Annotated in this window: 20 protein-coding genes; 12 read left to right on the top strand and 8 right to left on the bottom strand. The window is 66.2% G+C overall.

Going from position 1 to position 22,936, the window contains the following annotated elements:
• Positions 1 to 19 precede the first annotated feature (19 nt).
• From E8F11_RS13080 to apbC, 3 genes are all read right to left on the bottom strand, one after another.
• The gene (locus E8F11_RS13080) at positions 20 to 991 is read right to left on the bottom strand and encodes an IS110 family transposase (RefSeq protein WP_280287409.1); all 972 of its coding nucleotides are present in this window, start codon (positions 989 to 991) and stop codon (positions 20 to 22) included.
• A gap of 403 nt (positions 992 to 1,394) precedes the next feature.
• Positions 1,395 to 1,961, bottom strand: coding sequence for a dCTP deaminase (dcd, locus tag E8F11_RS13075; RefSeq protein WP_280289242.1), 567 nt, complete (start codon positions 1,959 to 1,961; stop codon positions 1,395 to 1,397).
• Between the two features lie 90 nt (positions 1,962 to 2,051).
• Positions 2,052 to 3,146: an iron-sulfur cluster carrier protein ApbC gene (gene apbC / locus E8F11_RS13070; RefSeq protein WP_280289241.1), complete on the bottom strand. Its 1,095-nt coding sequence runs from the start codon at positions 3,144 to 3,146 to the stop codon at positions 2,052 to 2,054.
• Positions 3,147 to 3,292: 146 nt separating this feature from the next.
• On the opposite strand from apbC, the gene metG reads away from it, so the two are divergent.
• The 8 genes from metG to E8F11_RS13030 all read left to right on the top strand — a co-directional run bounded on the left by metG (position 3,293) and on the right by E8F11_RS13030 (position 10,452).
• Positions 3,293 to 5,326 (top strand): methionine--tRNA ligase, encoded by a 2,034-nt coding sequence (metG, locus tag E8F11_RS13065; RefSeq protein WP_280289240.1) that lies wholly within the window; start codon positions 3,293 to 3,295, stop codon positions 5,324 to 5,326.
• A 72-nt stretch (positions 5,327 to 5,398) separates the two neighbouring features.
• Complete coding sequence (locus E8F11_RS13060) at positions 5,399 to 5,953, top strand: Rnf-Nqr domain containing protein (protein ID WP_280289239.1); 555 nt, start codon at positions 5,399 to 5,401, stop codon at positions 5,951 to 5,953.
• Positions 5,950 to 7,326, top strand: coding sequence for an electron transport complex subunit RsxB (gene rsxB, locus E8F11_RS13055; protein ID WP_280289238.1), 1,377 nt, complete (start codon positions 5,950 to 5,952; stop codon positions 7,324 to 7,326). Before E8F11_RS13060 ends, rsxB begins: the two co-directional genes overlap by 4 nt.
• 12 nt (positions 7,327 to 7,338) lie before the next feature.
• Positions 7,339 to 8,346 (top strand): RnfABCDGE type electron transport complex subunit D, encoded by a 1,008-nt coding sequence (locus E8F11_RS13050; RefSeq protein ID WP_280289237.1) that lies wholly within the window; start codon positions 7,339 to 7,341, stop codon positions 8,344 to 8,346.
• Positions 8,343 to 8,960 (top strand): RnfABCDGE type electron transport complex subunit G, encoded by a 618-nt coding sequence (locus E8F11_RS13045; protein ID WP_280289236.1) that lies wholly within the window; start codon positions 8,343 to 8,345, stop codon positions 8,958 to 8,960. The genes E8F11_RS13050 and E8F11_RS13045 overlap by 4 nt, the downstream gene beginning before the upstream one ends.
• Positions 8,957 to 9,529 carry an Rnf-Nqr domain containing protein gene (locus E8F11_RS13040; RefSeq protein WP_280289235.1) on the top strand — a complete coding sequence of 191 codons (573 nt, stop codon included), beginning with the start codon at positions 8,957 to 8,959 and terminating at the stop codon, positions 9,527 to 9,529. The genes E8F11_RS13045 and E8F11_RS13040 overlap by 4 nt, the downstream gene beginning before the upstream one ends.
• Complete coding sequence (gene nth / locus E8F11_RS13035; RefSeq protein WP_280289234.1) at positions 9,526 to 10,164, top strand: endonuclease III; 639 nt, start codon at positions 9,526 to 9,528, stop codon at positions 10,162 to 10,164. The genes E8F11_RS13040 and nth overlap by 4 nt, the downstream gene beginning before the upstream one ends.
• A 108-nt stretch (positions 10,165 to 10,272) precedes the next feature.
• The gene (locus tag E8F11_RS13030; RefSeq protein ID WP_280289233.1) at positions 10,273 to 10,452 is read left to right on the top strand and encodes a hypothetical protein; all 180 of its coding nucleotides are present in this window, start codon (positions 10,273 to 10,275) and stop codon (positions 10,450 to 10,452) included.
• 194 nt (positions 10,453 to 10,646) lie between these two features.
• Here E8F11_RS13030 and E8F11_RS13025 read toward each other — a convergent pair whose 3' ends face one another.
• The 4 genes from E8F11_RS13025 to E8F11_RS13010 all read right to left on the bottom strand — a co-directional run bounded on the left by E8F11_RS13025 (position 10,647) and on the right by E8F11_RS13010 (position 16,885).
• Positions 10,647 to 11,960 (bottom strand): FAD-binding oxidoreductase, encoded by a 1,314-nt coding sequence (locus E8F11_RS13025; RefSeq protein WP_280289232.1) that lies wholly within the window; start codon positions 11,958 to 11,960, stop codon positions 10,647 to 10,649.
• 109 nt (positions 11,961 to 12,069) lie between these two features.
• Positions 12,070 to 13,434, bottom strand: a complete 1,365-nt coding sequence (locus E8F11_RS13020; RefSeq protein ID WP_280289231.1) for a glutamine synthetase family protein — start codon at positions 13,432 to 13,434, stop codon at positions 12,070 to 12,072.
• Positions 13,435 to 13,975: 541 nt separating this feature from the next.
• Positions 13,976 to 14,608: a response regulator gene (locus tag E8F11_RS13015; protein WP_280289230.1), complete on the bottom strand. Its 633-nt coding sequence runs from the start codon at positions 14,606 to 14,608 to the stop codon at positions 13,976 to 13,978.
• 24 nt (positions 14,609 to 14,632) lie between these two features.
• The gene (locus E8F11_RS13010) at positions 14,633 to 16,885 is read right to left on the bottom strand and encodes a PAS domain S-box protein (RefSeq protein WP_280289229.1); all 2,253 of its coding nucleotides are present in this window, start codon (positions 16,883 to 16,885) and stop codon (positions 14,633 to 14,635) included.
• A gap of 293 nt (positions 16,886 to 17,178) precedes the next feature.
• On the opposite strand from E8F11_RS13010, the gene E8F11_RS13005 reads away from it, so the two are divergent.
• The 4 genes from E8F11_RS13005 (at position 17,179) to E8F11_RS12990 (ending at position 22,315) form a co-directional block, all read left to right on the top strand.
• The gene (locus E8F11_RS13005; RefSeq protein WP_280289228.1) at positions 17,179 to 18,801 is read left to right on the top strand and encodes an acyl-CoA synthetase; all 1,623 of its coding nucleotides are present in this window, start codon (positions 17,179 to 17,181) and stop codon (positions 18,799 to 18,801) included.
• A gap of 118 nt (positions 18,802 to 18,919) precedes the next feature.
• Positions 18,920 to 19,249: a DUF485 domain-containing protein gene (locus E8F11_RS13000; protein ID WP_280289227.1), complete on the top strand. Its 330-nt coding sequence runs from the start codon at positions 18,920 to 18,922 to the stop codon at positions 19,247 to 19,249.
• A complete protein-coding gene (locus tag E8F11_RS12995) occupies positions 19,246 to 20,904 on the top strand; it encodes a cation acetate symporter (protein ID WP_280289226.1) in 1,659 nt (552 codons plus the stop codon). The genes E8F11_RS13000 and E8F11_RS12995 overlap by 4 nt, the downstream gene beginning before the upstream one ends.
• A 148-nt stretch (positions 20,905 to 21,052) precedes the next feature.
• Positions 21,053 to 22,315 (top strand): OprD family porin, encoded by a 1,263-nt coding sequence (locus tag E8F11_RS12990; RefSeq protein ID WP_280289225.1) that lies wholly within the window; start codon positions 21,053 to 21,055, stop codon positions 22,313 to 22,315.
• A gap of 200 nt (positions 22,316 to 22,515) precedes the next feature.
• Here the strand turns inward: E8F11_RS12990 and E8F11_RS12985 are convergent, their stop codons facing one another.
• Positions 22,516 to 22,935, bottom strand: coding sequence for a cupin domain-containing protein (locus E8F11_RS12985; RefSeq protein WP_280289224.1), 420 nt, complete (start codon positions 22,933 to 22,935; stop codon positions 22,516 to 22,518).
• Position 22,936: the final 1 nt, after the last annotated feature.

Raw genomic sequence — 22,936 nt, 5'->3', positions numbered from 1 at the left:
GTAGATACCGTCTTGGAACCTAGTGCGCAAGGGCCAGTTTTGCATCGAAAGGCTGGCCCGATTTCAGGACGCCATAAGCGATGTGCAGCAGCTTGCGCATCGCGGCGCAGACGATCTGCTTCCCGGCCTTGCCTCGACTTCGCAGGCGTTGTCCCAGCGCTTTGATCGCCGGGTTGTGGGTCAGCGCAACGATGGCCGGCATGTAGAGACCCGCGCGGAGTCGGCTGGAGCCCATCCGGGAAATGCAGGCGTAGGCCTTTTGGGTGCCGGACTCCCGCAGCTGCGGATTCAGCCCGGCAAACGCCGTGATGGCCCGGGCATTCTTGAATTGCAGCGGGTCTCCCAGCTCGGCCAGAAGCAGGGCCGCAGTCTTGTCCGCGACGCCGTCGATACTGGTCAGCAAGTCGCGCTTACCCCGTAAATCGGGATCGTCGTCAATGTGCGCCTGAATCGCCTTCAAGGTTTCGGCGATCTGCTGTTCGATGTGTTGCAGCACCGAACGAATCGAGTCCTGCACACTGACATCGGCGACGTCCAAGCGATTGCGCTCCATCTGGGCAATCTCCTGGAGGTCCTGCAGGCGCCGTACCAGGGCCCGCAGGCGGCGGATGGCCGGCGGTTCGGGCCGCCAGGCACGCAACTCGTCCACGTGCCGGGCGCCATAGTCGGCAATCAGCTTGGCATCGACCTGGTCCGTCTTCACCCGTTGCAGTTGGCTGCGGGCATAGAGGGCAATCTGCGCCGGATTGGTCACGCAAACCCGGTAGCCCAAGCCATGGAAGTATTCGGCCAGCGCCTCGTGGTAGGTCCCCGTGGCCTCCATCACGATCCAGGCCCCTGGTTCGCTGTATTTGAGCAGCCACTCCTGCAGTACCTGAAAACCCGCCGCGCTATTGGCCAGCTTGGCTTTGGTGCGGTACTTGCCGTTGGCCTGCTGGGTGGCGATATCGAAACTGTGCTTGGCAATGTCAATGCCAACGATGCCGGACATGCGAACTCCTCAATCTCTCCAGAAGGATCATCACTGCACTCGGCACGACCTTGTGAATGCGAGCTCTCACCTGAGGTGGGCTCTGGATACCGTTCGAGCTATTCGAGTGAGTGTGGAGGGCAGGAGCACTATCTACGTTGCTGGCTCGAGGCCTTAGGGTGGAAACGGCTTCCTGACCCTCCCCCGATGATCAGTCGGGAACTATCGCCCCATCACAGAGCGATAGTCGAGATACAAGGGTGGAAATCCACGAAGCGGATTTCCACCATTCGAGGGTTCAGGAAGCCTCGTTGCCAACCGGCGGGAGAGCCGGTGGACCGGTGAAGCGTGGTCCACCCTACGGCTTTATCTGCGCGCACAAAAAAGCCGGGCATCTGCCCGGCTTTTTCATTCCCGAATGGCCTCAGGTACGGGGCAGGGTCACCCCGGTCTGGCCCTGGTACTTGCCGCCACGGTCCTTGTACGACACTTCGCAGGCTTCGTCCGACTGCAGGAAAAGCATCTGCGCCACGCCTTCATTGGCGTAAATCTTCGCCGGCAGGTTGGTGGTGTTGGAGAACTCCAGGGTTACGTGGCCTTCCCACTCCGGCTCCAGCGGGGTCACGTTGACGATGATGCCGCAGCGCGCGTAGGTGCTCTTGCCCAGGCAGATGGTCAGCACATCGCGGGGAATGCGGAAATACTCGACCGTGCGGGCCAGGGCGAAGGAGTTCGGCGGGATGATGCAGACATCGCTCTTGATGTCGACGAAGCTCTTCTCGTCGAAGTTCTTCGGGTCCACCACCGCCGAGTAGATGTTGGTGAACACCTTGAACTCGTCGGCGCAGCGCACGTCGTAGCCGTAGCTGGACACCCCGTAGGAAATCACGCGGTTCGCGTCCGCGCCGCGCACCTGGCGCTCGACGTACGGCTCGATCATCCCGTGTTCCTGTGCCATGCGGCGAATCCACTTGTCCGATTTGATGCTCATGGCGGCTGTCCTGTCAGGGGCTGAAAAATGACGGCGAATCTTACAGTCCGGCGGAAGCCTCGGCAAAGGCCCCGCCGGATGGCCGGGCCGTCAGTCGTCGCTGACAGTGATGTTCGGCATGGCGACGGCGGCCTGCTCGGACAGCGAGATGCGCGCGCCGACGCAGCGGGCCATCTGCTGGTAGATCATGGCGATCTGGCTTTCCGGATCGGCGATGGTGGTGGGCTTGCCGCCATCGGACTGCAGACGGATCGCCATGGACAGCGGCAGGGACGCCAGCAGCTCGACGCCATACTGGGCAGCCAGCTTCTCGCCACCGCCTTCGCCGAACAGGTGCTCGGCGTGGCCGCAGTTGGAACAGATGTGCACGGCCATGTTCTCCACCACGCCCAGCACGGGGATATTGACCTTGCGGAACATCTCCACGCCCTTCTTGGCGTCCAGCAGGGCCAGATCCTGCGGCGTGGTGACGATCACCGCGCCAGCCACCGGCACCTTCTGCGCCAGGGTCAGCTGGATGTCGCCGGTACCCGGCGGCATATCCACTACCAGGTAGTCGAGGTTGTCCCAGGCGGTCTGGGTGATCAGCTGGATCAGCGCACCGGACACCATCGGCCCGCGCCAGACCACCGGGGTGTTCTCGTCGGTGAGGAAGGCCATGGACATGACCTCGACACCATGGGCCTCCAGGGGCACGAAGAACTTCTGGTCGCGCACCTTGGGCCGCGTACCGTCCGGGATGCCGAACATGATGCCCTGGCTGGGACCGTAGATATCGGCATCGAGGATGCCCACCCGCGCGCCCTCGCGGGCCAGCGCCAGGGCCAGGTTGGCCGCGGTGGTGGACTTGCCCACGCCGCCCTTGCCGGAGGCCACGGCGATGATGTTCTTCACGTTGGTCAGGGCCGGCACCTGGTCCTGGGCCTTGTGCGCGCCGATCACGCAGTCCACCTGCACCTCGGCGCTGGCCACGCCATCCAGGTTCTCCAGCGCCATCTTCAGCATCTGCGCCCAGCCGGCCTTGAACAGCCCGGCGGCATAACCGAGCTCCAGACGCACGCGGACTTTGCCGCCCTGGATGTCGACTTCACGCAGACAACCGGCGCTGACCGGGTCCTGGTCGAGATGGGGATCGGTGAACTGGCGCAGGGTGGCTTCGACCTGTGCGCGGGTAACGGTGCTCATGGCAGGGCTCCAAAGAATAACCGAGCAAATCAGGTGGCTATCCTAACCGACCGCCCGGCCGCTGGGTCCTCCGGACGTGAAAAAATCGCGCCAGGCCTATATAGTTGCCGACTTCCCTTTTGTTTCGTATCCGGTAGCCGAGCACCATGACCGAGCCCCGCAAGATCCTCGTGACAAGCGCCCTCCCCTATGCCAACGGGTCCATCCACCTTGGGCATATGGTCGAGTACATCCAGACCGATATCTGGGTGCGCTTCCAGAAGATGCGCGGCAATCAGGCCATCTACGTCTGCGCCGACGACGCCCACGGCTCGGCCATCATGCTGCGCGCCGAGAAGGAGGGCATCACCTCCGAGCAGCTGATCGACAACGTGCGTGCCGAGCACACCACCGATTTCGCCGACTTCCTGGTGGACTTCGACAACTACTACTCGACCCACTCGGAAGAGAACCGCGTCCTCTCCAGCAGCATCTACACCAAGCTGCGCGACGCCGGCCACATCGGCACCCGCCCGGTGACCCAGTACTTCGACCCGGAAAAGGAAATGTTCCTGGCCGACCGCTTCATCAAGGGCACCTGCCCGAAATGCGGCACCGAAGACCAGTACGGTGACAACTGCGAATCCTGCGGCGCGACCTATTCGCCCACCGAGCTGAAGAATCCCAAGTCGGCCATTTCCGGCGCCACCCCGGTGCTCAAGGAGTCGCTGCACTACTTCTTCAAGCTGCCGAACTTCGACGCCATGCTGAAGGAGTGGACCCGCGGCGGTGCGCTGCAGGAGTCGGTGGCCAACAAGATCGCCGAATGGCTGGATGCCGGCCTGCAGGAGTGGGACATCAGCCGTGACGCGCCCTACTTCGGCTTCGAGATCCCGGACGCCCCCGGCAAATACTTCTACGTCTGGCTGGACGCCCCCATCGGCTACATGGCCAGCTTCCAGAACCTCTGCGCGCGCCGTCCGGAACTGGACTTCGACGCCTTCTGGAACAAGGATTCCACCGCCGAGCTGTACCACTTCATCGGCAAGGACATCGTCAACTTCCACGCCCTGTTCTGGCCCGCCATGCTCGAAGGCGCCGGCTACCGCAAGCCGACCGCGCTCAACGTGCACGGCTACCTGACGGTGAATGGACAGAAGATGTCCAAGTCCCGCGGCACCTTCATCAAGGCACGCACCTACCTCGACCACCTGAGCCCGGAATACCTGCGCTACTACTACGCGTCCAAGCTCGGCCGCGGCGTCGACGACCTCGACCTGAACCTCGAGGACTTCGTGCAGAAGGTCAACTCCGACCTGGTGGGCAAGGTGGTCAACATCGCCAGCCGTTGCGCCGGCTTTATCCACAAGGGCAACGCCGGCAAGCTGGTAGCGGAGAACGCCGCGCCAGAGCTGTTCGACGAGTTCCGCGCGGCTGCCCCCGGCATCGTCGAAGCCTATGAAAACCGCGATTTCGCCCGCGCCATGCGCGAAATCATGGCCCTGGCCGACCGCGCCAACGCCTATATCGCCGACAAGGCCCCCTGGGCCCTGGCCAAGCAGGAAGGCAAGCAGGCCGAGGTCCAGGCCGTGTGCGCCGCTGGCGTCAACCTGTTCCGCCAACTGGTGATCTTCCTCAAGCCGGTACTGCCGAAGCTGGCCGCCGACGCCGAGGCTTTCCTCAACGTCGCCCCGCTGACCTGGGACGACCACAAGGTGCTGCTCGCCGATCATCAGCTGAACCCGTTCAACCCGCTGATGACACGCATCGAGCCGGCGAAGATCGACGCCATGGTCGCCGCCTCCAAGGAAGACCTGGCCGCCGCCTCCGCCCCCAAGGGCAACGGCGAACTGGCGAAGGACCCGCTGGCGGCGGAAATCGCCTTCGACACCTTCGCCGCCGTCGACCTGCGCATCGCGCTGATCGAGAAGGCCGAGTTCGTCGAAGGTGCCGACAAGCTGCTGCGCCTGTCCCTGGATATCGGCGACGCCAAGCGCAACGTCTTCTCCGGCATCAAGAGCGCCTACCCGGACCCGAGCAAGCTGGAAGGCCGCCTCACGCTGTACGTCGCCAACCTGGCGGCGCGCAAGATGAAGTTCGGCGTCTCCGAAGGCATGGTCCTGGCCGCCGGTCCCGGTGGCGAGGAAATCTACCTGCTCAGCCCCGACAGCGGCGCCAAGCCGGGTCAGCGGGTCAAGTAAGAGCCATGCGGGAGCGGCCCAACCGCTCCCGCACGCTAGACTTCCAAGCATTCTCCCTGCCCCTGTGCGGCCATGATCGAATTCATCCTCACGTTGCTCGGCGCAGCCCTGGTCAACAACCTGCTTCTTGGCCTGCCCCTGGGCGCCGACAGCCTGCGCCAGCCTCGCAGCCAGGCCCTGGCCCTGGCCGGCGGCGCGCTGATCGCCCTGGGCACGCCGTTCGCCTGGCTGCTCGACCAGTTCCTGCTCGCCCCGCTGGGCCTCGGCCAGCTGCGCCTGTTCTTCTTCCTGCCGCTGCTGGCGCCGCTCGCCTGGCTATGCCTGCAGTTGCTTAGCCGGCTGCGCCCTGCCCTGCCACGGGACGGCCTCTGGCCCTTGCTGCTGGCCAACGGCGCGGCCCTGGGCGCCATGCTGCTGGGCAGCGCAGGCGGTTTCGCCGCCGCCCTGAGCCTGGGCATTGGCGGTGGATTCGGCTTCTGGCTGGTGCTCAGGCTGTTCGACGACCTGCTACAGCAAGTGGAGGAAACCGATGTGCCGGCTCCCTTCCGTGGTACCCCCATGCTGCTGATCTGCGCCGGCCTGATGGGCCTGGCCTTCCTCGGCTTCAACGGCATGGGGGCGCAATGAACCAGGCCCTGATCCAGCGCATCGACGCCCTGCTGCCGCAGACCCAATGCGGCAAGTGCGGCCACCCCGGCTGCAAGCCCTACGCCGAAGGCATCGCCCAGGGCGAAGCCATCAACAAGTGTCCGCCCGGCGGCACCGCCACCATCATCGCCCTGGCCGACCTGCTGCACGTCCAGCCGCTGCCCCTGGATGCGCCCAACGGCCCGGTGCCGCCGCAGATCGCCTTTATCCGCGAAGCCGAATGCATCGGCTGCACCAAGTGCATCCAGGCCTGCCCGGTGGACGCCATCGTCGGCGCCGCCAAGCAGATGCACACCGTCATCAGCGACGAGTGCACCGGCTGCGAGCTCTGCGTGGCGCCCTGCCCGGTGGACTGCATCGACATCCTGCCGCTGGCCGAGCCGGCTGCCGGTGCCCAGCGTCAGCGCGCCGACCAGTTCCGCGAGCGCTTCGAATTCCGCAACGCCCGCCTCGCCCGTGACGAAGCCCGTCGCCAGGCCGAGCGCGAAGCCCGTGCTGCCCGCGCGGCCCAGGCCCAGGCCCAGCCCCAGCAAGCCACTGCCGCACCGCTGGACCCTGTCCAGGCCGCCATCGAGCGGGTCAAGGCGCAGAAGGCCGCCGCTCCCAGCCTCAGCGACCAGCAGAAGCGCCTGAAGATCGAGGCCGCCATGGCCCAGGTGGCGCTGAAGAAGGCTGAAACTCAGCTGGAGATCTACGGCACCTCGGACCTCCAGGCCCAGGTCGCCGAGCTGCGTGCCGCCAACGACAAGGCCCAGGCCGCACTCAAGACGGCCATGGAGGCGCCGGCCCCGCAGGTGGACGAAGCCGCCCTCAAACAGGCGAAGATCGCCGCCGCCATGAGCCGCGCCCAGCTGAGCAAGGCCGAGAAGGCCTTCGGTGAAACCCCGAGCGCCGAACAGCAGGCCCAGTTGGCAGAATTGCGCGCCGCCGTCGAACAGGCCCAGCAACGCCTGGACGCCTGCCAGGGCACCCCGGCGGCGTCGACACCCAGTGCCGGCGAAGCTCGCCTCAAGCAGGCCAAGATCGCCCTCGCCAGCCGCCGTGCCGAACTCAAGGGCGCAGAGCAACGCGGTGCGAGCGAAGCGGAACTGGCGCCGCTGCGCAAAGCCCTGGCCGACGCGGAACAGGCCCTGCACGCCGCCGAAGACGCCTCCGGCAAGCAGCCGCCGAACCTGCAACGCATCGACAAACGCCCGGTGGACCCGGCCATGCGCGCCCTGAAAACCGAACTGGCCTACGCCCGCGCCGACCTCAGCAAGCTGGAGCGCCAGGCCGGCACCGACCCGGCCACCCTGGCCCAGGCCCGCGAGCGCCTGGCCAAGGCCGAGCGAGCCCTCGATGACCAGCGCTAGCGACCGCCGGCCATGACCACGCGCCCGGCCTTCGACCCGCGACCCAGCATGCAGCTGGTGCTGGTCGCCTGCCTGCCGGGCCTGCTGGCGCTGTTCTGGCAGTACGGCTGGGGCAGCCTGCTGCAACTGCTGGTGGCCATTCCCGTCGTCCTCGCCTGCGAGGCCCTGGTGCGCCGCCTGCGCCACCAGCCCGCAGTGCCGGACACGGCGCTTTTCAACCAGCCGCTGCTGGGCGAAGGCAGCGCCCTGGTCAGCGCCACCCTGCTGGCCCTGGCCCTGCCGCCCTACTCGCCCTGGTGGCTGACGGCCTGCGCCTGCGCCTTCGCCATCCTCTTCGGCAAGGCCCTGTTCGGCGGCTTCGGCCAGAACCCGCTCAACCCCGCCATGCTCGGCTATGCCCTGGCGCTGGTCGCCTTCCCGGGGCAGCTCAACCAGTGGCCCGCGCCCGGCCAGCACACGGGCCTGCTCGATGCCCTGCAGCAGGTCGTGGGTTTCGGTGACGGGCTGGTGGATGGCTGGAGCCAGGCCACCGCCCTGGACAGCCTCAAGCACAACGACCGCCTGACCGTGGATGAACTCTTCAGCGGCCACCCTGCCTTCGGTGGTTTCGGCGGGCGCGGCGCGGAGTGGGTCAACCTGGGCTTCCTCCTCGGCGGCCTGTTGCTGCTGCAACGCAAGGTGATCCGCTGGCATACGCCTACGGGGTTCCTCGCCAGCCTCTTCGTCATCAGCCTGCTCTGCTGGAACGGTTCGGGCTCGGACTCCAACGGCTCGCCGCTGTTCCATCTGTTCAGCGGCGCCACCATGCTCGGCGCCTTCTTCATCGCCACCGAGCCGGTCTCCGGCGCCGGCAGCGACCGCGCCCGCCTGCTGTTCGGCGTTGGCGCGGGCCTGCTGGTCTATCTGATCCGTACCTGGGGCGGCTACGCCGACGGCGTCGCCTTCGCCGTGCTGCTGATGAACCTGCTGGTGCCGACGCTTGACCGACTCGCCATGCGCGACCAGGAAGCGCAGCCATGAAGGGCCGCACCGTGGCGATCCTGGCCCTGCTCGCGGGCCTCGGCCTGGCGCTGCTGGTCGCCGCCAACCAGTTGCTGGCCGGGCGTATCGAGGCCGGGCGCCAGGCCGCCGACGAGCGCGCCCTGCTCGACCTGCTCCCCGCCGGCAGCTACGACAACCATCCGCTGACCCGGCCCATCCCCCTGCCACCCAGCGAGTTGCTGGGCAGCCCGCCCCCGCCTTCCGCCTGGCTGGCCACACGCGAAGGCGTTCCGGTCGCGGTGCTGCTACCCGCCACCGCCAAAGGCTACGAAGGCCCGATCCGCCTGCTGCTGGCCATCCGCCCGGATGGCCGGCTGCTGGCCATGAAAGTCCTCGGCCACCGGGAAACCCCTGGCATAGGCGACCGCATGGAGCCGGCGCGCAGCCCCTGGCTGCGGACATTCACCGACGCCTCCCTGGCCGGTCACCCGGAAGCGGAATGGCGGGTGAAGGCCGACAACGGCCAGTTCGACCAGATCGCCGGCGCCACCATCACCTCCCGCGCCGTGGTCAGCGCCACCCAGCACGCGCTGCAATTCTTCGACGGCCACCGCCAACAGCTGCTGGGCAGCGCCGGGCAGGCCTCGCCATGAATACCCACCACCTTGGCCTGATGGGCCTGGCGCTGCTGGTGGGCGCCACCGACCTGCTGGTGAAAGGCCTCGGCCTGGCCCTGGCCGGCCTGCCCCTGCTGCTGCTCTTCGGCCTGGCCTTGCCCATCCTGCGCCGGCATCTGGACGGCGTCGGCTACTGGTTGGGCGCCCTGCTGCTGGCCGGCCTGCTGGCCAGCCTGGCGAACCTGCTGATGCAAGCTGGTGCCTTCGAGCTGCAACGCGCCTTCGGCCCTTATCTCTACCTGCTGGTACTGCCCTGCCTGCAACTGGCCGGCGAGGAGTCCACAGGCCCCTTCGACGGCCTGCGCGCAGGTCTCACCTTCGCCCTGCTCGCCCTGCTGCTGGGTGCCCTGCGCGAAGCCCTGGGCCACGCCAGCCTGTTCGCCCATTTCGACTGGCTGCTGGGACAGGCCGCATTGCCCTGGACCCTCCAGTTCGGCGCTGACGGCATTCCCCTGTTCGCCCTGGCGCCCGGAGCCTTTATCCTGCTAGGTACGCTACTGGCGCTTTGGCGCCGCCTGACCAACCAGACAGCTGACTCCAGATGAACGCCGCGAAACGCTACGAAATCTTCCGCCGCCTCCACGACGACGACCCCAACCCCACCACCGAACTGGCCTACAGCACGCCCTTCGAGCTGCTGATCGCGGTCATCCTCTCCGCCCAGGCCACTGACGTGGGCGTGAACAAGGCCACGGCCAAGCTGTACCCGGTGGCCAACACCCCGGAAGCCATCCATGCCCTGGGTGTCGAGGGGCTGTCCGAGTACATCAAGACCATCGGCCTCTACAACAGCAAGGCCAAGAACGTCATCGAGACCTGCCGCATCCTGATCGAGAAGCACAGCAGCCAGGTACCGGACAACCGCGAAGACCTCGAAGCCCTGCCCGGGGTCGGCCGCAAGACCGCCAACGTAGTGCTCAACACCGCCTTCCGCCAACCGGCCATGGCGGTGGATACGCACATCTTCAGGGTCAGCAATCGCACCGGCATCGCCCCCGGCAAGAACGTGCTGGAGGTGGAGAAGAAGCTGCTGAAGTTCGTACCAAAAGAATTCCTGCTGGATGCCCACCACTGGCTGATCCTGCATGGCCGCTACGTTTGCGTGGCGCGAAAACCACGTTGTGGCGCCTGCCGCATCGAGGACCTGTGCGAGTACAAGGCGAAGACTTCCGACGATTGATAACCTATTGATTCACTCAGGTATCCGATTGAAAAAATCTTTTTTACCGACCCTGGCTTTGCAGTTATAAGGTGCGCCAATAGCGCCCCGCTTTGTGGAGTGACCCTTATGAGCACAGCCAAAGACGAAATCGAGCTCGAAGAAGAATTCGTTTCCGAGGATGCCGAGGATTCGGAAGCCCCCGCAGAAACCGCGAAAACCAACCTGACCAAGCGCCGCATCATCGACAACTACCTCGAAGAACGGCGCCTGCAGAAGCAGCTTAACGATTACGACTTCGATCTGTAATCGGCGCCTTTTCGAGAAGCCCCGCCCATGCGGGGCTTTTTGTTTGTGGGCTCTTAGCTGTGGGAGGGAATTCATTCGCGAAGCGACCCCTGAAACGCTCAGGGCAGGCCTGCGGCCTGCTTAGCGATTGAAATCGCCCCCACAAAAAGAAGCCGGCGCGAGGCCGGCTGTGTAAGGACGCACAACAAAATCGGTCAGCGCAGCTTCTCCAGCATCTGGTAGTACCACATGCCCAGCGCCAGCATGTGGTTGCCCAGGCGCTCGCTCAGGGGCACGCGGATGTGCTGGCAGCGGGCGAAGGTGTCGAACTTCTCCAGGCTGCCGCTCATGGCGTTGGCCATGACCTCGCCCATGATGTGGGTAGTGGCCACGCCGTGGCCGGAGTAGCCCTGGCAATACCAGACGTTCTTCGACAGCTTGCCCAGCTGTGGGATGCGGTTCATCACGATGCCCATGGCGCAGCTCCACTTGAAGTCGATCTCCACGCCCTTGAGCCTGGGGAAGGTGCGCTCGATGCAGGGCCGCAGTTCGGCGGCGATATCGCGGGAGTCGCGCCCGGAGTAGTTGGCGCCGCCGCCGAACAGCAGGCGGCCGTCGCCGGTCATGCGGTAGTAGTCGAGGACGAAGCGGCAATCGTAGACGGCCAGGTCCTGGGGGTTGATCTCCTTGGCCAGGTCGCCCAGCGGCTTGGTGGTGACGATGCCACCCATGGCCGGGAAGATCATGCCTTTGAGCTGCTTGCGCTCCAGCTTGTGGTAGACGTCGCCGGCCAGCAGCACCTGCTGGGCGTTGATCCGGCCCCGGGTGGTGATCACCGCCGGACGGTCGCCGTGGATGATGTCCTGCACTTCCGAATGCTCGAAGATAAGCGCCCCCAGGCTGGCGGCGGCCTTGGCTTCGCCGATGCACAGGTTGAGCGGGTGCAGGTGCATGTTGCGGGTGTTCTTGATGGCGCCGACATAGAGGTCGGAATCCAGGTGCGCACGCACGCCGGCGGCGTCCAGCAGGGTCACTTCGTCGCCCATGCCACGGCGCACCGCTTCTTCATGGGAGGCTTTCAGTTCGTCCATGTGCGAGGGCTTCATCGCCGCGTGCAGATGGCCGTGCTTGAGGTCGCACTGGATGCCGTATTTCGCCACGCGGTTCTTGATGATCTCGTGGCCACGCCAGCGCAGGTACCAGATGAAATCGTCCACCTCCGCACCCATATGGCGGCTCATCTGCTTGCGCATGGCGGCATCGCCGGAAAGGCTGCCGGTGACCTGACCTCCGTTGCGGCCGGTGGCGCCCCAGCCGATCTTGTGGGTCTCCACCAGCGCCACCTTGTAGCCGCGCTCGGCCATTTCCACGGCCGTGGCGACGCCGGTGAAGCCGCCGCCGATGATGGCGATATCGACGCTCACCTCGCCTTCCAGCGTGGGATAGGCGGTCTCCTCGTTGAGGCTCGCGGAGTAATAGGACGGCGCGCGCTCGGGGGCGGGCAGCGGGTGTTTGAATGCAGCGGTCATGGAGGAATCCTTTGGAAATGCACGAGTCCGTCAGGGCAAGCCTTCGGCCTGCTGTGGCGAATGAATTCGCCCCTACAAGAGCAGCCTCGAATCAATACGAAAATCAGGTTCAGGCCTGGGTCAGGTACCAGCTCCAGTCCTGCTCGCCGACCTCGGCCATGAACTGCCGGTACTCGGCGCGCTTCACGGCCAGGTAGACGCCGAGGAAGGCCGTGCCGAAGGCGTCGCGCGCCCAGCTGGATTGTTCCAGGGCACGGAGCGAAGTGAGCCAGTCGGTGGGCAGCAGCTCCTTGGCTTGGGCGTAGCCGTTGCCTTCCACCGGGTTGCCCGGGTCGAGACCCTCGCGGATGCCGCGGTGGATACCGGCGAGGATGGCGGCGGCGGCCAGATAGGGGTTGGCGTCGGCGCCGCAGATGCGGTGTTCGATGTGCCGACTGTTGGCCGGCCCGCCGGGCACGCGCAGGCTGACAGTGCGGTTATCCACACCCCAGGTCGGCGCCAACGGCGCGTAGCTGTTGGCCTGGAAGCGGCGGTAGGAGTTGGCGTTGGGGCAGAACAACAGCAGCGAATCCAGCAGGCTCGCGAGCATCCCGCCCACTGCCTGGCGCAGCAGCGGGGTGCCGGCAGGGTCTTCGCTGGCGAACTGGTTGCGGCCTTCGGCGTCGGCCAGGCTAACGTGCATGTGCATACCGGTGCCGGCCAGGTCGCCGAAGGGCTTGGCCATGAAGCAGGCCTGCATGCCATGGGCATGGGCCACGCCCTTGACCAGGCGCTTGTAGCGCACGGCCTGGTCCATGGCTTCCAGTGCGTCGCCGTGCTCCAGGGTGATTTCCACCTGGCCCGGCGCGTATTCGGAGATGGCAGTGCGTGCCGGAATGCCCTGGGCCTTGCAGGCGGCGTAGAGGTCGGCAAGGAAGGGTTCGATCTGTTCCAGCTCGCGCAGGCCGTAGACCTGAGTACCGCGCGGGCGGTTGCCGTCGGCATCCAGCGCCGGTTGCGGACGGCCCTGGGCGTCGCGCTTCTGGTCGAGCAGGTAGAACTCCAGCTCGCAGGCCATCACCGGGTGGTAGCCGTCGGCCTTGAGGCGCTCGATCACGTCGATCAGCACATGGCGCGGGTCGGCGATGGCGGCGGGCATGCCCTCTTGCGGGTGCATGCTGACCTGCACGGCGGCAGTGGCCATCTTGCGCCAGGGCAGGCGCACCAGGCTGCCTTCCAGCGGGTAGGCGCGGCAGTCGATATCGCCCACGTCCCAGACCAGGCCGGAGTTCTCCACGTCTTCGCCGTGCATGGTCAGGCCGAGGATGGTGCTGGGCAACGGACGGCCGGTTTCGTACACGGCCAGCAGTTCGTCACGGTGCAGCAGCTTGCCACGGGGAACGCCGTTGGCGTCGAGGATGAAGAGTTCGAAGGCGTCGATGTCCGGGTTCTGCTCGAGGAAATCCCGGGCTTCCTGCACGCTGGCAAATTTCATGGCGCTCTCTTTAGTGCCCGTGGGCACACAAACAGGCCCTTGCCATCAGGGGCAAGGGACACAATCTCGTTCTGGGTGAGGGGTGGCCGCTGCGGTGGCGGCCGGGGATCAGGCGAGAGTGCTATCCGGCGGACGAGCGTGGCGGCAATGCCAGAGCGCCCAGAAGGCGAGTTCGAGCGGCAGGGAGATCAGGAGGTTGACGGCCCATTTGAGGGAGAACTGGACCGTGGGTGCCACTCCGGGGGCTCGGCGCGCGGCACGGACCTGCCCGAGGGACAGGGCGGCGAGCGGAGAGGTATGTGGAGTGGAACAACCCATGAGGGAAAGCCGTGTTATTGGAATGCGCTGGAGGCTCGCACGGCGGGATGGGTGAATAAAATGCAGGTTTTTCTATCTTTGGGTTATCTCGGGCTAAACATTAGGTGGTAATCGGGACGTTGGGCTTCGCTTCGCTCTGACCAGCGTGGCCCGCACCAACCTACGGGCCGCTTCGCGGCCATCGCGAATGAATTCGCTACAGGTTTCCCGCCGGCCAGGTCAATCAGCGCAGCTTCAACGGATCCACCAGCCCCGCCGCGATCGCCATCCCCACCAGGTCGGGCAAGCGCTCGGCCTGCATGCGCTTCATCACCCGGGCGCGGTAAAGGTCGATGGTCTTCACGCTGATATCCAGCTGCTCGGCGATTTCGCGGTTGGTGTAGCCCTGCACCAGCGGCAGCAGCACATCGCGTTCGCGCGGGGTGAGGCTGTCGAGGCGTTCCTGCAACTGGCCCTGGCCGCCGTCGGCGGTGCGGCGCTGGTCGAAACTGCTGAGGGCCTGCTGCACGCTGTCCAGCAGCAACTGCTCGTTGTAGGGCTTTTCGATGAAGTCGCGCGCTCCTGCCTTGAAGGCGCGGACCACGATGGGCACGTCCGCGTGGCCGCTGACGAAGATCACCGGCACGTCGAGGCCGCGGTTGCGCATTTCTTCCTGGACGTTGAGGCCGCCCATGCCCGGCATGCGCACGTCCAGCAGGACGCAGGCGTCGAGGCTGGCATCGCAGGCGTCGAGGAAGGCGCGGCCGCTGGTGAAGGGCAGCGCCTTGAGGCCTACCGACTCCAGCAGCCAGACGGTGGAGTCGAGCATGCCCTGGTCGTCATCCACCACATAGACCACCTGTTCGCCGTTGGACATCGTTCCCCTCCGTTTACGTTCTTGTTATTGCAGCGGCAGGCGGCAGCGCATCAGCAACCCGCCCTCCTCGCCCGGTATCCCGTCGAGGGAGCCACCGAAACCTTCGATGATGCTGCGGCTCATCGACAACCCCAGGCCCAGGCCATCCGGCTTGCTGGTGTAGAAAGGGGTGAAGATGCGCGCCAGTTCTTCTTCGCCGAGTCCCGGCCCCTGGTCGCGGACCTCGATGGCCAGGTGGCCGTCGCCTGCCTGCGCGGCCAGGCGGATCACCGACCCGCGGCCGGGATGAGCCTCGCGGTTGGCATCGATGGCATTGCGCAGCAGGTTGAGCAGCACCTGCTCCAGCAGCACGCGGTCGGCGTAGACCGGCGGCAGATTGTCCGGGAATTGCTCCTCGATCGCCACCTGGCTGGCGCTGGCTTCCCAGGCACAGAGGCGCACCGCTTCGCGGGCGACTTCGGCCAGGTTCAGCGCCTGCATCTTGCGCTGGCCCTTGCGCAGGAAGGCACGCAGCCGCTTGATCACTTCCGAGGCGTGGTTGGCGTGTTCGGTGATGCGCTCCAGGCCCTGGGCGACGCGCTCGGCGGCCTTGGGATTGCTGGCGAGCGACTGCAGGTAGCGCTGGCTGGCGCTGGCGTAGTTGACCACTGCCGCCAGCGGCTGGTTGATCTCGTGGGCAATGCCGGAAGCCAGCTCGCCCAGGGTGATCAGACGCGCGGTATGGGCCAGCTCATCCTGGTGCCTGCGTTGCTGGGCCTCGCGCAGTTCGCGCTCGGTCATGTCCCGGGCCACCAGCGAGTAGTAGCGCTCGCCGCCGGCGGTGCTGTGGGCCAACAGCACCATGGAAACCGGCACCGAGGCACCGCCGCCCGGCGGCAGCAGGCGCGAGTCGATGCTCCACACGCCCTTGCGTTCGGCGCAGCTCCAGCCCTCTCGGTGCAGGCGCGCCAGGTCGTCGGCGGCGATGACCTCGGCCAGCGCCGGCATCGGCTGCTTCGCCCCCAGGCCAAGGGCACGGCGCGCCGCCGGATTGAGGTAGGTGATGTGCCCGGCGGGGTCGACGAAGAGCACCGGGTCGGTATTGGCTTCCACCACCTCGGCGAGGCGACGCTTGTTCTCCTCGGCCTGCACCCGCGCGGTGATGTCGCGCGACACGCTGACCACCTCCACCACGGCCCCGGTGTACGTCTCGCGGATGGCGCGGCTGGCGGTCTCGAACCAGAGGTAATGCCCGCCGCGGTGGCGGATGCGGTAGGTCATGGTGTGGTAGCCGTCCTGCTCCAGGGCGTCGCGGGCGCGCTGCACCAGCTGGGCCAGCTCCTGGGGATGGAACAGGCACTGGGCGAGCTGGCCGCGCAATTCTTCCGGCCAGTAGCCAAGCAGGGTCCAGGAGGCCGGCGAGGCATCGAGGAAGCGGCCGTCCGGGGTATGCCGGGAGATCAGGTCGGTGGTGTTCTCGGTGATCAGCCGATACAGCCGCCGCGCCCGCGCCGCCTCGCGTTCGGTGAGGATCTGCGCGGTGGCCTCGCGGCAGCGCGCCAGCACCCGGCACTCCTGCGGATCGGGGATGTAGGTCCAGATCAGCATGCGTTCGCCGCACTGGGCCTCCACTCCTTCGATGGCGCGCTCCTGGGCCAGGCAGGCGCGCACCAGGGAGCCGTGATTCACCGGCAGGAAGCGCAGCACTTCGGCCAAGGGCAGCTCGCCGAGTAGCGCCAGCAACGCGGCGTTCAGTTCCAGCGGGCGCGCCTCGGCATCCACCAGCAGGCTCGGCTGCGGGTCGTGGCCGAGCAGCGGCGATGCGCGCAACAGGCCGCTGACGCTGCCGAGCAGGGTGGTCAGCAATTCATAAACCCAGCCCAGCCAGTCCAGGCTCACACCCTCGCGCACTTCCACCAGCAGCAGACCCTGCTGGCCGGCGTGCAGCGCCAGGTCGAAGGCCTGGCCGTGGCTGATGGCGGCACGGCGCAGGCGGCCGGCCAGCCAGCAGTCGAGCTGGCGCAACTGGTCGAGACCCAGCCTGCCCTCGGCGGCCAGGCGCGCGGCCAGGGCCTCGTCGCTGGCCTGCAGCGGGTCGCCCATGCCTGGCGGCAACTGCTGGCCGCTGCCCTCGTGACTGTAGATACGTGCTCCGGGCAGCCAACTCAGGTAGTAGGCCTGGCGCACCTCGGGGCAGCCGCGCAGCGCCCGGCACAAGGCATCGGCGCGGGCGGCCAGGGGCACGTCCTCGCGTTGCAGGCGCAGCCAGGTGTGGAGTCGAACCGGAGTCTGGGTCATGGCGGGTCCAGCTTCTGGGGGTGGGCAAGGATATACCGGCGTGGGCCGGGCGGGACTCTGCTGCATCGTCGTAGGGTCGGCTTCAGCCCACAGTCCGGCCTTTTGGGAGGCTGAAGCGGAGCGCCGCCCGGCCCACCCTAGGGTTCGAGCAAAATAATATAGTAGTTTTACTATACGACTCTAGATGTACTTCCATATCAATCCAATATTGGTATATAAATCGCCCCAGAGATCTGCCGGCCCCCAGAGGCGCCGGTGAACAAGAGCTAATAATCAGCCGCCGGGTATCCAGCATGTCGATCTACGATCAGGGCCTTGCACCTGCCGCCGTCAACCATATCGCCCTCTCGCCCCTCAGCTTCATCGAGCGCACCGCCGCCGTCTATCCGCACTACCCGGCGGTCATCCATGGTTCCATCCGCCGCAACTGGGCCGATACCTACAGCCGCTGCCGACGCCTGGCCTCGGCCCTGGCCGGGCGCGGCATCGGCAAGGGCGACACGGTGGCGGTGATGCTGCCGAACATCCCGCAGATGCTGGAGGCGCACTTCGGCGTGCCGATGATCGGCGCGGTGCTCAACACCCTGAACGTGCGCCTGGATGCCGAGGCCATCGCCTTCATGCTGCAGCACGGCGAAGCCAAGGTGCTGATCACCGACCGCGAATTCCATGAGGTGATCCACGCCGCCATCGGCATGCTCGACCACCCGCCGCTGGTGATCGACGTCGACGACCCCGAGTACGGCGAAGGCCAGCCGGTGAGCGAGCTGGACTACGAAGCACTGCTGGCCGAAGGCGACCCGGAATTCGCCTGGCGCTGGCCCGACGACGAGTGGCAGGCCATTTCCCTGAACTACACCTCCGGCACCACCGGCAATCCCAAGGGCGTGATCTACCACCATCGCGGCGCCTACCTGAACGCCCTGGGCAATCAGATGACCTGGGCCATGGGCAACCACCCGGTCTACCTCTGGACCCTGCCGATGTTCCACTGCAACGGCTGGTGCTACCCCTGGACGGTCACCGCCCTCGCCGGCGTGCATGTGTTCCTGCGCCGGGTGGACCCGCAGAAGATTCTCACCCTGATCCGCGAGCACCAAGTAACCCACCTGTGCGGCGCGCCCATCGTGCTCAACGCCCTGGTGAACATGCCGGAATCGGCCAAGGCCGCCATCGACCATCCGGTGAACGCCATGGTCGCCGGCGCCGCACCACCGGCCAAGGTGATAGGCGCGGTAGAAGCCATGGGCATCCGCGTGACCCACGTCTACGGCCTGACCGAGGTCTACGGCCCGGTGACCGTCTGCGCCTGGCACGAGGAATGGGACGCGCTGCCGCTTGAAGAGCGCGCCCGCATCAAGTCCCGCCAGGGCGTGCGCTACCCGACCCTGGAGGGCGTGATGGTGGCCGACCCGAAGACCCTGGAACCGCTGCCCATGGACGGCCAGACCATCGGCGAGATCTTCCTGCGCGGCAACACCGTGATGAAGGGCTACCTGAAGAACCCCAGTGCCACCAGCGAGGCCTTCGAGGGCGGCTGGTTCCATACCGGCGACCTGGGCGTCTGGCACCCGGACGGCTACGTGGAGATCCGCGACCGACTGAAGGACATCATCATTTCCGGCGGCGAGAACATTTCCACCATCGAGCTGGAAGGCGTGCTCTACCGCCATCCGGCGGTGCTGGAAGCGGCCGTGGTAGCACGCCCCGACGAGAAGTGGGGTGAAACGCCCTGCGCCTTCATCACCCTCAAGGCCGACCAACAGGATACCCGCGAGGCGGAGATCATCGCCTTCTGCCGTGAGCACCTGGCGAGCTTCAAGGTGCCGAAGACCGTGATCTTCACCCAGCTGCCGAAGACCTCCACCGGCAAGATCCAGAAGTACGTCCTGCGCGACAGGGCGAAGAACCTCTAACAGCAAGACTCAGGAACAAGGCGACGGCTCCAGGGCCGCCGCCACGGGCCGTCGCATGCCCGAAAAAGCGGCGGCGGCCGGCACCAGGCATCGACAACAACAACAAGCGGAGCCCGTCATGAGTAGCCACGACACATCCAACGCCCAAAGCTGCGACCGCATCCGGTCCAATCCCAAGTTCCAGAGCCTGGCACGCCAGCGCGCGGTGCTCGCCTGGTCCCTCAGCGCCGTGGTTCTGGGGGTCTACTACCTGTTCATCATGCTGGTGGCCTTCGTCCCGGGCTGGCTGCACACGCCACTTTACGAGGGCAGCAACCTGACGCGTGGCATTCCGCTGGGCGCCGCCATCATCATCCTTTCCTGGCTGCTGACCGCCTGGTACGTGCGCAGCGCCAACACCCGTTTCGACAGCCTCAGCGCACAGATCCTCGAGGAGGCCCAGGCATGAAAGCGCGTCTCGTCCCAGCCGCCCTCCTCGCCCTGACGCCACTGGCCAGCTTCGCCGCCCCCATGGTGGCGGAGAAACAGCCGCTGAACCTCAACGCCATCGGCATGTTCTTCGTCTTCGTCCTCGCCACCCTGGCGATCACCTGGTGGGCCGCGCGGCGCACCCGCTCCACCGCCGACTTCTACACCGCCGGCGGCGGCATCTCCGGTTTCCAGAACGGCCTGGCGATCGCCGGCGACTACATGTCGGCAGCCACCCTGCTGGGCCTCACCAGCCTGGTGTTCACCAAGGGCTATGACGGCTTCGTCTACATCATCGGCTTCTTCGTCGGCTGGCCGGTGATCACCTTCCTGATGGCCGAGCGCCTGCGCAACCTCGGCAAGTACACCTTCGCCGACATCGTCTCCTACCGCCTGGACCAGACTCGCGTACGCAGCTTCGCCGCCATCGGCTCGCTGACCGTGGTGTGCTGCTACCTGATCGTGCAGATGGTCGGCGCCGGCCAGCTGATCAAGCTGCTGTTCGGCCTGGACTACCAGATGGCGGTAGTGGTGGTCGGCATGCTGATGCTGGTCTACGTGATCTTCGGCGGCATGATCGCCACCACCTGGGTGCAGATCGTCAAGGCCGTACTGCTGCTGGCGGGCGGCACCAGCCTGGTGCTGATGGCCATGAGCGAATTCGGCTTCAGCCTCGAGAATCTCGCTGCTCGCGCCGTCGAAGCCCACGCCGTCGGCCACGGCATCATGGGCCCCGGCTCCATGCTGGCCGACCCGATCAACGCCGTGTCGCTGTCCCTCGGCCTGGTCTTCGGCATCGCCGGCCTGCCGCATATCCTTATGCGCTTCTTCACCGTGCCCAACGCCAGGGAAGCGCGTCGCTCGGTGCTCTTCGCCACCGGCTTCATCGGCTTCTTCTTCCTGGTGGTCTGCGTACTCGGCTACACCGCCATCGTCATCGTCGGCACCGACCCTCAGTACTTCGTCGACGGCAAGCTGGGCGGCGCTCTGGTGGGCGGCGGCAACATGGTCGCCATGCACCTGGCCAAGGCGGTGGGCGGCAACCTGTTCCTCGGCTTCCTCTCCGCCGTCGCCTTCGCCACCATCCTCGCGGTCGTCGCCGGCCTCGCCCTGGCGGGTGCCTCGGCCATCTCCCACGATCTCTATGCCACCGTGCTGAAGAAAGGCCGCGCCAGCGAGAAGGACGAGATGCGCGTCAGCCGCATCGCCACCGTCTGCCTCGGTCTGGTGGCCATCGGCCTGGGGCTGCTGTTCGAGCAGATGAACATCGCCTTCCTGGTTGGCCTGACCTTCGGCGTGGCCGCCTCGGCCAACTTCCCGGTGCTGATCATGGCCATGTACTGGCGGGGCCTGACCACCCGCGGTGCCCTCTGGGGCGGCTTCACCGGCCTGGTCTCCGCGCTCGTGCTGGTGATCCTCTCGCCGGCGGTGTGGGTGACAGTGCTGGGCCATGCCAAGGCCATAGTCCCCTACGACCACCCGGCGCTGTTCTCCATGCCGCTGGCCTTCCTGGTGATAGTGGTGGTTTCCAACCTCGACCGCAGCGCCCGCGCCGAGCGCGAGCGCGCCGCCTACGACGACCAGTTCGTCCGTGCCCAGACCGGCCTTGGGGCGGCGGCCGCCAGCAGCCATTGACCGATAGGGCACGGACTTGCCGCCGTGCCCTCCCCGCGTCGGGCTGGCTGATCGAACACGACTGTTAAGCGTGGCGCGGCCTCAGCTCCTTTGGGCCGCGCTCTTTTTTTCCCGCTGTGCCCTCACAACAAGAACAAGAGGACCCACCATGTACCGTACGACCCTCACCACCGGCCTGCTCCTGGCCGGCGGCCCCCTCGGCTTGTCCACCCCCGCCCTGGCGGACTTCGTCAAGGACGGCAAGGCCAGCCTGGAGCTGCGCAACTTCTACTTCAATCGCGACTTCCGCCAGGACAACGCCGCTCAGTCCAAGGCAGAGGAATGGGCCCAAGGCTTCCTCCTGCGCTATGAGTCAGGTTTTACCGAGGGGCAGATCGGCGTCGGCCTGGACGCCATCGGCCTGCTCGGCGTCAAGCTCGATTCCAGCCCGGACCGCGCCGGCTCCGGCCTGCTCAAGCGTGATCGCGAGGCGCCCAAGCGCGCCCAGGACGAATACGGTGAGCTGGGCCTGACCGCCAAGCTGCGCGCGTCGAAGAGCACCCTCAAGCTCGGCACCCTGATGCCCAAGCTGCCGGTGCTGCTGGCCAACGATTCGCGCCTGCTGCCGCAGACCTTCGAGGGCGGCCAGCTCAATTCCCTGGAGCTCGACGGCCTGACCTTCGATGCCGGACGCCTTACCCAGGTCAACCAGCGCGACTCTTCCGACTACGAGGACATGAGCATCACCACGGTCGGCGTGAAGAACATCCGCACGCGGAGCACCACCAGCGACGCCTTCGACTTCGCCAACCTCGCCTACAAGTGGAATGACAGACTCAGCACCGGCTACGGCTTCGGCCGCCTCGACGACTTCTACCGCCAGCACATGCTGACCCTCAACCACCTGCTGCCGCTCGGCGACGGCCAGAGCCTGAAGAGCGACCTGCGCTTCGCCCGCTCCAGCGACGAAGGCGGCAGCAATATCGACAACAAAGCCTTCGGCGCGCTCTTCACCTACGCCCTCGGCAGCCACGCCTTCGGCCTCGGCTATCAGCGCATGAGCGGCGACACCGGCTTCGCCTACGTCAACGGCAGCGATGCCTACCTGGTGAACTTCGTGCAGATCAGCGACTTCGCCAACCGCGAGGAACGCTCCTGGCAAGCGCGCTACGACTACAACTTCGCCGCCGTGGGGATTCCGGGGCTGACCTTCATGACCCGTTACCTCTCGGGCGATGGCATCGAGCTCGGCGCGGGCCAGGCGGACGGCAAGGAATGGGAACGCGACACCGACATCGCCTACGTGGTGCAAAGCGGCCCGCTGAAGAACCTGGGTCTGAAGTGGCGCAACGCGACGGTGCGCACGACGAACTTCGGCAGCGATATCGACGAGAACCGCCTGATCCTCAGCTATACCCTGCCGCTGTGGTAACGGAGCTCCCGTAGGTTGGTGCTGAGCCTGCGAAGCCCAACGAGCGCCCCGCCATCGCGCGCGGGAGCACGTTGGGCTTCATACTTCAGCCCAACCTACGGGATGGTTCTTCAGATCCGTAGCCCGGATGAAATCCGGGAGCGGTGGCCGGGTATGTCCCGGATTGCATCCAGGCCAAGAACTGGAGGAGAGGCTGACGATCACTGCTTGTAAGGCTCCGAGATCGCGTCCTTCGCATCGTTCAATATCCACGCCACCAGCTTCGCCGGCTTGCTCTCACTGGCATTGCGCGATTGCAGGTGCACGCTGCCGGCCGGCTCGTACCAGCTCTCGCCGGCTTTGTAGAGCTTGGGCTCCTCGCCCTTGAGCTGGGAGATCACCTCCCCTTCGGCCACATAGGCGAGCACCGAGCCCGGATGGCTGTGGGGCAGGGAACGCTGCCCCGGCGCGTAGCTCACGGTCAGCATGATCGCCTTCTTGCCCGGCGCGTTGAGCAACTCGTGTTCCTGCAGCACGGCGCGTTGTTCCTTGCCATCGCCGCTGTCATGGGCGAAGGCCAGGGGGGCGGTCAGCAACGCCAGGCCGGCGGCCAGGGCGCTCAGGGTTTTCAGGTTGCGCATG

The organism is Pseudomonas sp. BN417 (genome assembly GCF_029871205.1).
GTDB lineage: Bacteria > Pseudomonadota > Gammaproteobacteria > Pseudomonadales > Pseudomonadaceae > Metapseudomonas.
Note: the sequence above shows the minus strand (reverse complement) of the source record. Positions and strands in the feature narration are given on the sequence as shown.

Excerpts from the sequence above, each read along its gene's own strand:
- E8F11_RS13015 (WP_280289230.1), bottom strand. The coding sequence starts at position 14,608 with ATGTCCAACGGCGAACAGGTGGTCTATGTGGTGGATGACGACCAGGGC.
- metG (WP_280289240.1), top strand. The coding sequence starts at position 3,293 with ATGACCGAGCCCCGCAAGATCCTCGTGACAAGCGCCCTCCCCTATGCC.
- E8F11_RS13000 (WP_280289227.1), top strand. The coding sequence starts at position 18,920 with ATGAGTAGCCACGACACATCCAACGCCCAAAGCTGCGACCGCATCCGG.
- dcd (WP_280289242.1), bottom strand. The coding sequence starts at position 1,961 with ATGAGCATCAAATCGGACAAGTGGATTCGCCGCATGGCACAGGAACAC.
- E8F11_RS13060 (WP_280289239.1), top strand. The coding sequence starts at position 5,399 with ATGATCGAATTCATCCTCACGTTGCTCGGCGCAGCCCTGGTCAACAAC.
- E8F11_RS12985 (WP_280289224.1), bottom strand. The coding sequence starts at position 22,935 with ATGCGCAACCTGAAAACCCTGAGCGCCCTGGCCGCCGGCCTGGCGTTG.
- E8F11_RS13080 (WP_280287409.1), bottom strand. The coding sequence starts at position 991 with ATGTCCGGCATCGTTGGCATTGACATTGCCAAGCACAGTTTCGATATC.
- E8F11_RS13030 (WP_280289233.1), top strand. The coding sequence starts at position 10,273 with ATGAGCACAGCCAAAGACGAAATCGAGCTCGAAGAAGAATTCGTTTCC.
- E8F11_RS13005 (WP_280289228.1), top strand. The coding sequence starts at position 17,179 with ATGTCGATCTACGATCAGGGCCTTGCACCTGCCGCCGTCAACCATATC.
- E8F11_RS13040 (WP_280289235.1), top strand. The coding sequence starts at position 8,957 with ATGAATACCCACCACCTTGGCCTGATGGGCCTGGCGCTGCTGGTGGGC.
- E8F11_RS13020 (WP_280289231.1), bottom strand. The coding sequence starts at position 13,434 with ATGAAATTTGCCAGCGTGCAGGAAGCCCGGGATTTCCTCGAGCAGAAC.
- E8F11_RS12995 (WP_280289226.1), top strand. The coding sequence starts at position 19,246 with ATGAAAGCGCGTCTCGTCCCAGCCGCCCTCCTCGCCCTGACGCCACTG.
- E8F11_RS12990 (WP_280289225.1), top strand. The coding sequence starts at position 21,053 with ATGTACCGTACGACCCTCACCACCGGCCTGCTCCTGGCCGGCGGCCCC.
- E8F11_RS13050 (WP_280289237.1), top strand. The coding sequence starts at position 7,339 with ATGACCACGCGCCCGGCCTTCGACCCGCGACCCAGCATGCAGCTGGTG.
- nth (WP_280289234.1), top strand. The coding sequence starts at position 9,526 with ATGAACGCCGCGAAACGCTACGAAATCTTCCGCCGCCTCCACGACGAC.
- E8F11_RS13025 (WP_280289232.1), bottom strand. The coding sequence starts at position 11,960 with ATGACCGCTGCATTCAAACACCCGCTGCCCGCCCCCGAGCGCGCGCCG.
- rsxB (WP_280289238.1), top strand. The coding sequence starts at position 5,950 with ATGAACCAGGCCCTGATCCAGCGCATCGACGCCCTGCTGCCGCAGACC.
- E8F11_RS13010 (WP_280289229.1), bottom strand. The coding sequence starts at position 16,885 with ATGACCCAGACTCCGGTTCGACTCCACACCTGGCTGCGCCTGCAACGC.
- E8F11_RS13045 (WP_280289236.1), top strand. The coding sequence starts at position 8,343 with ATGAAGGGCCGCACCGTGGCGATCCTGGCCCTGCTCGCGGGCCTCGGC.
- apbC (WP_280289241.1), bottom strand. The coding sequence starts at position 3,146 with ATGAGCACCGTTACCCGCGCACAGGTCGAAGCCACCCTGCGCCAGTTC.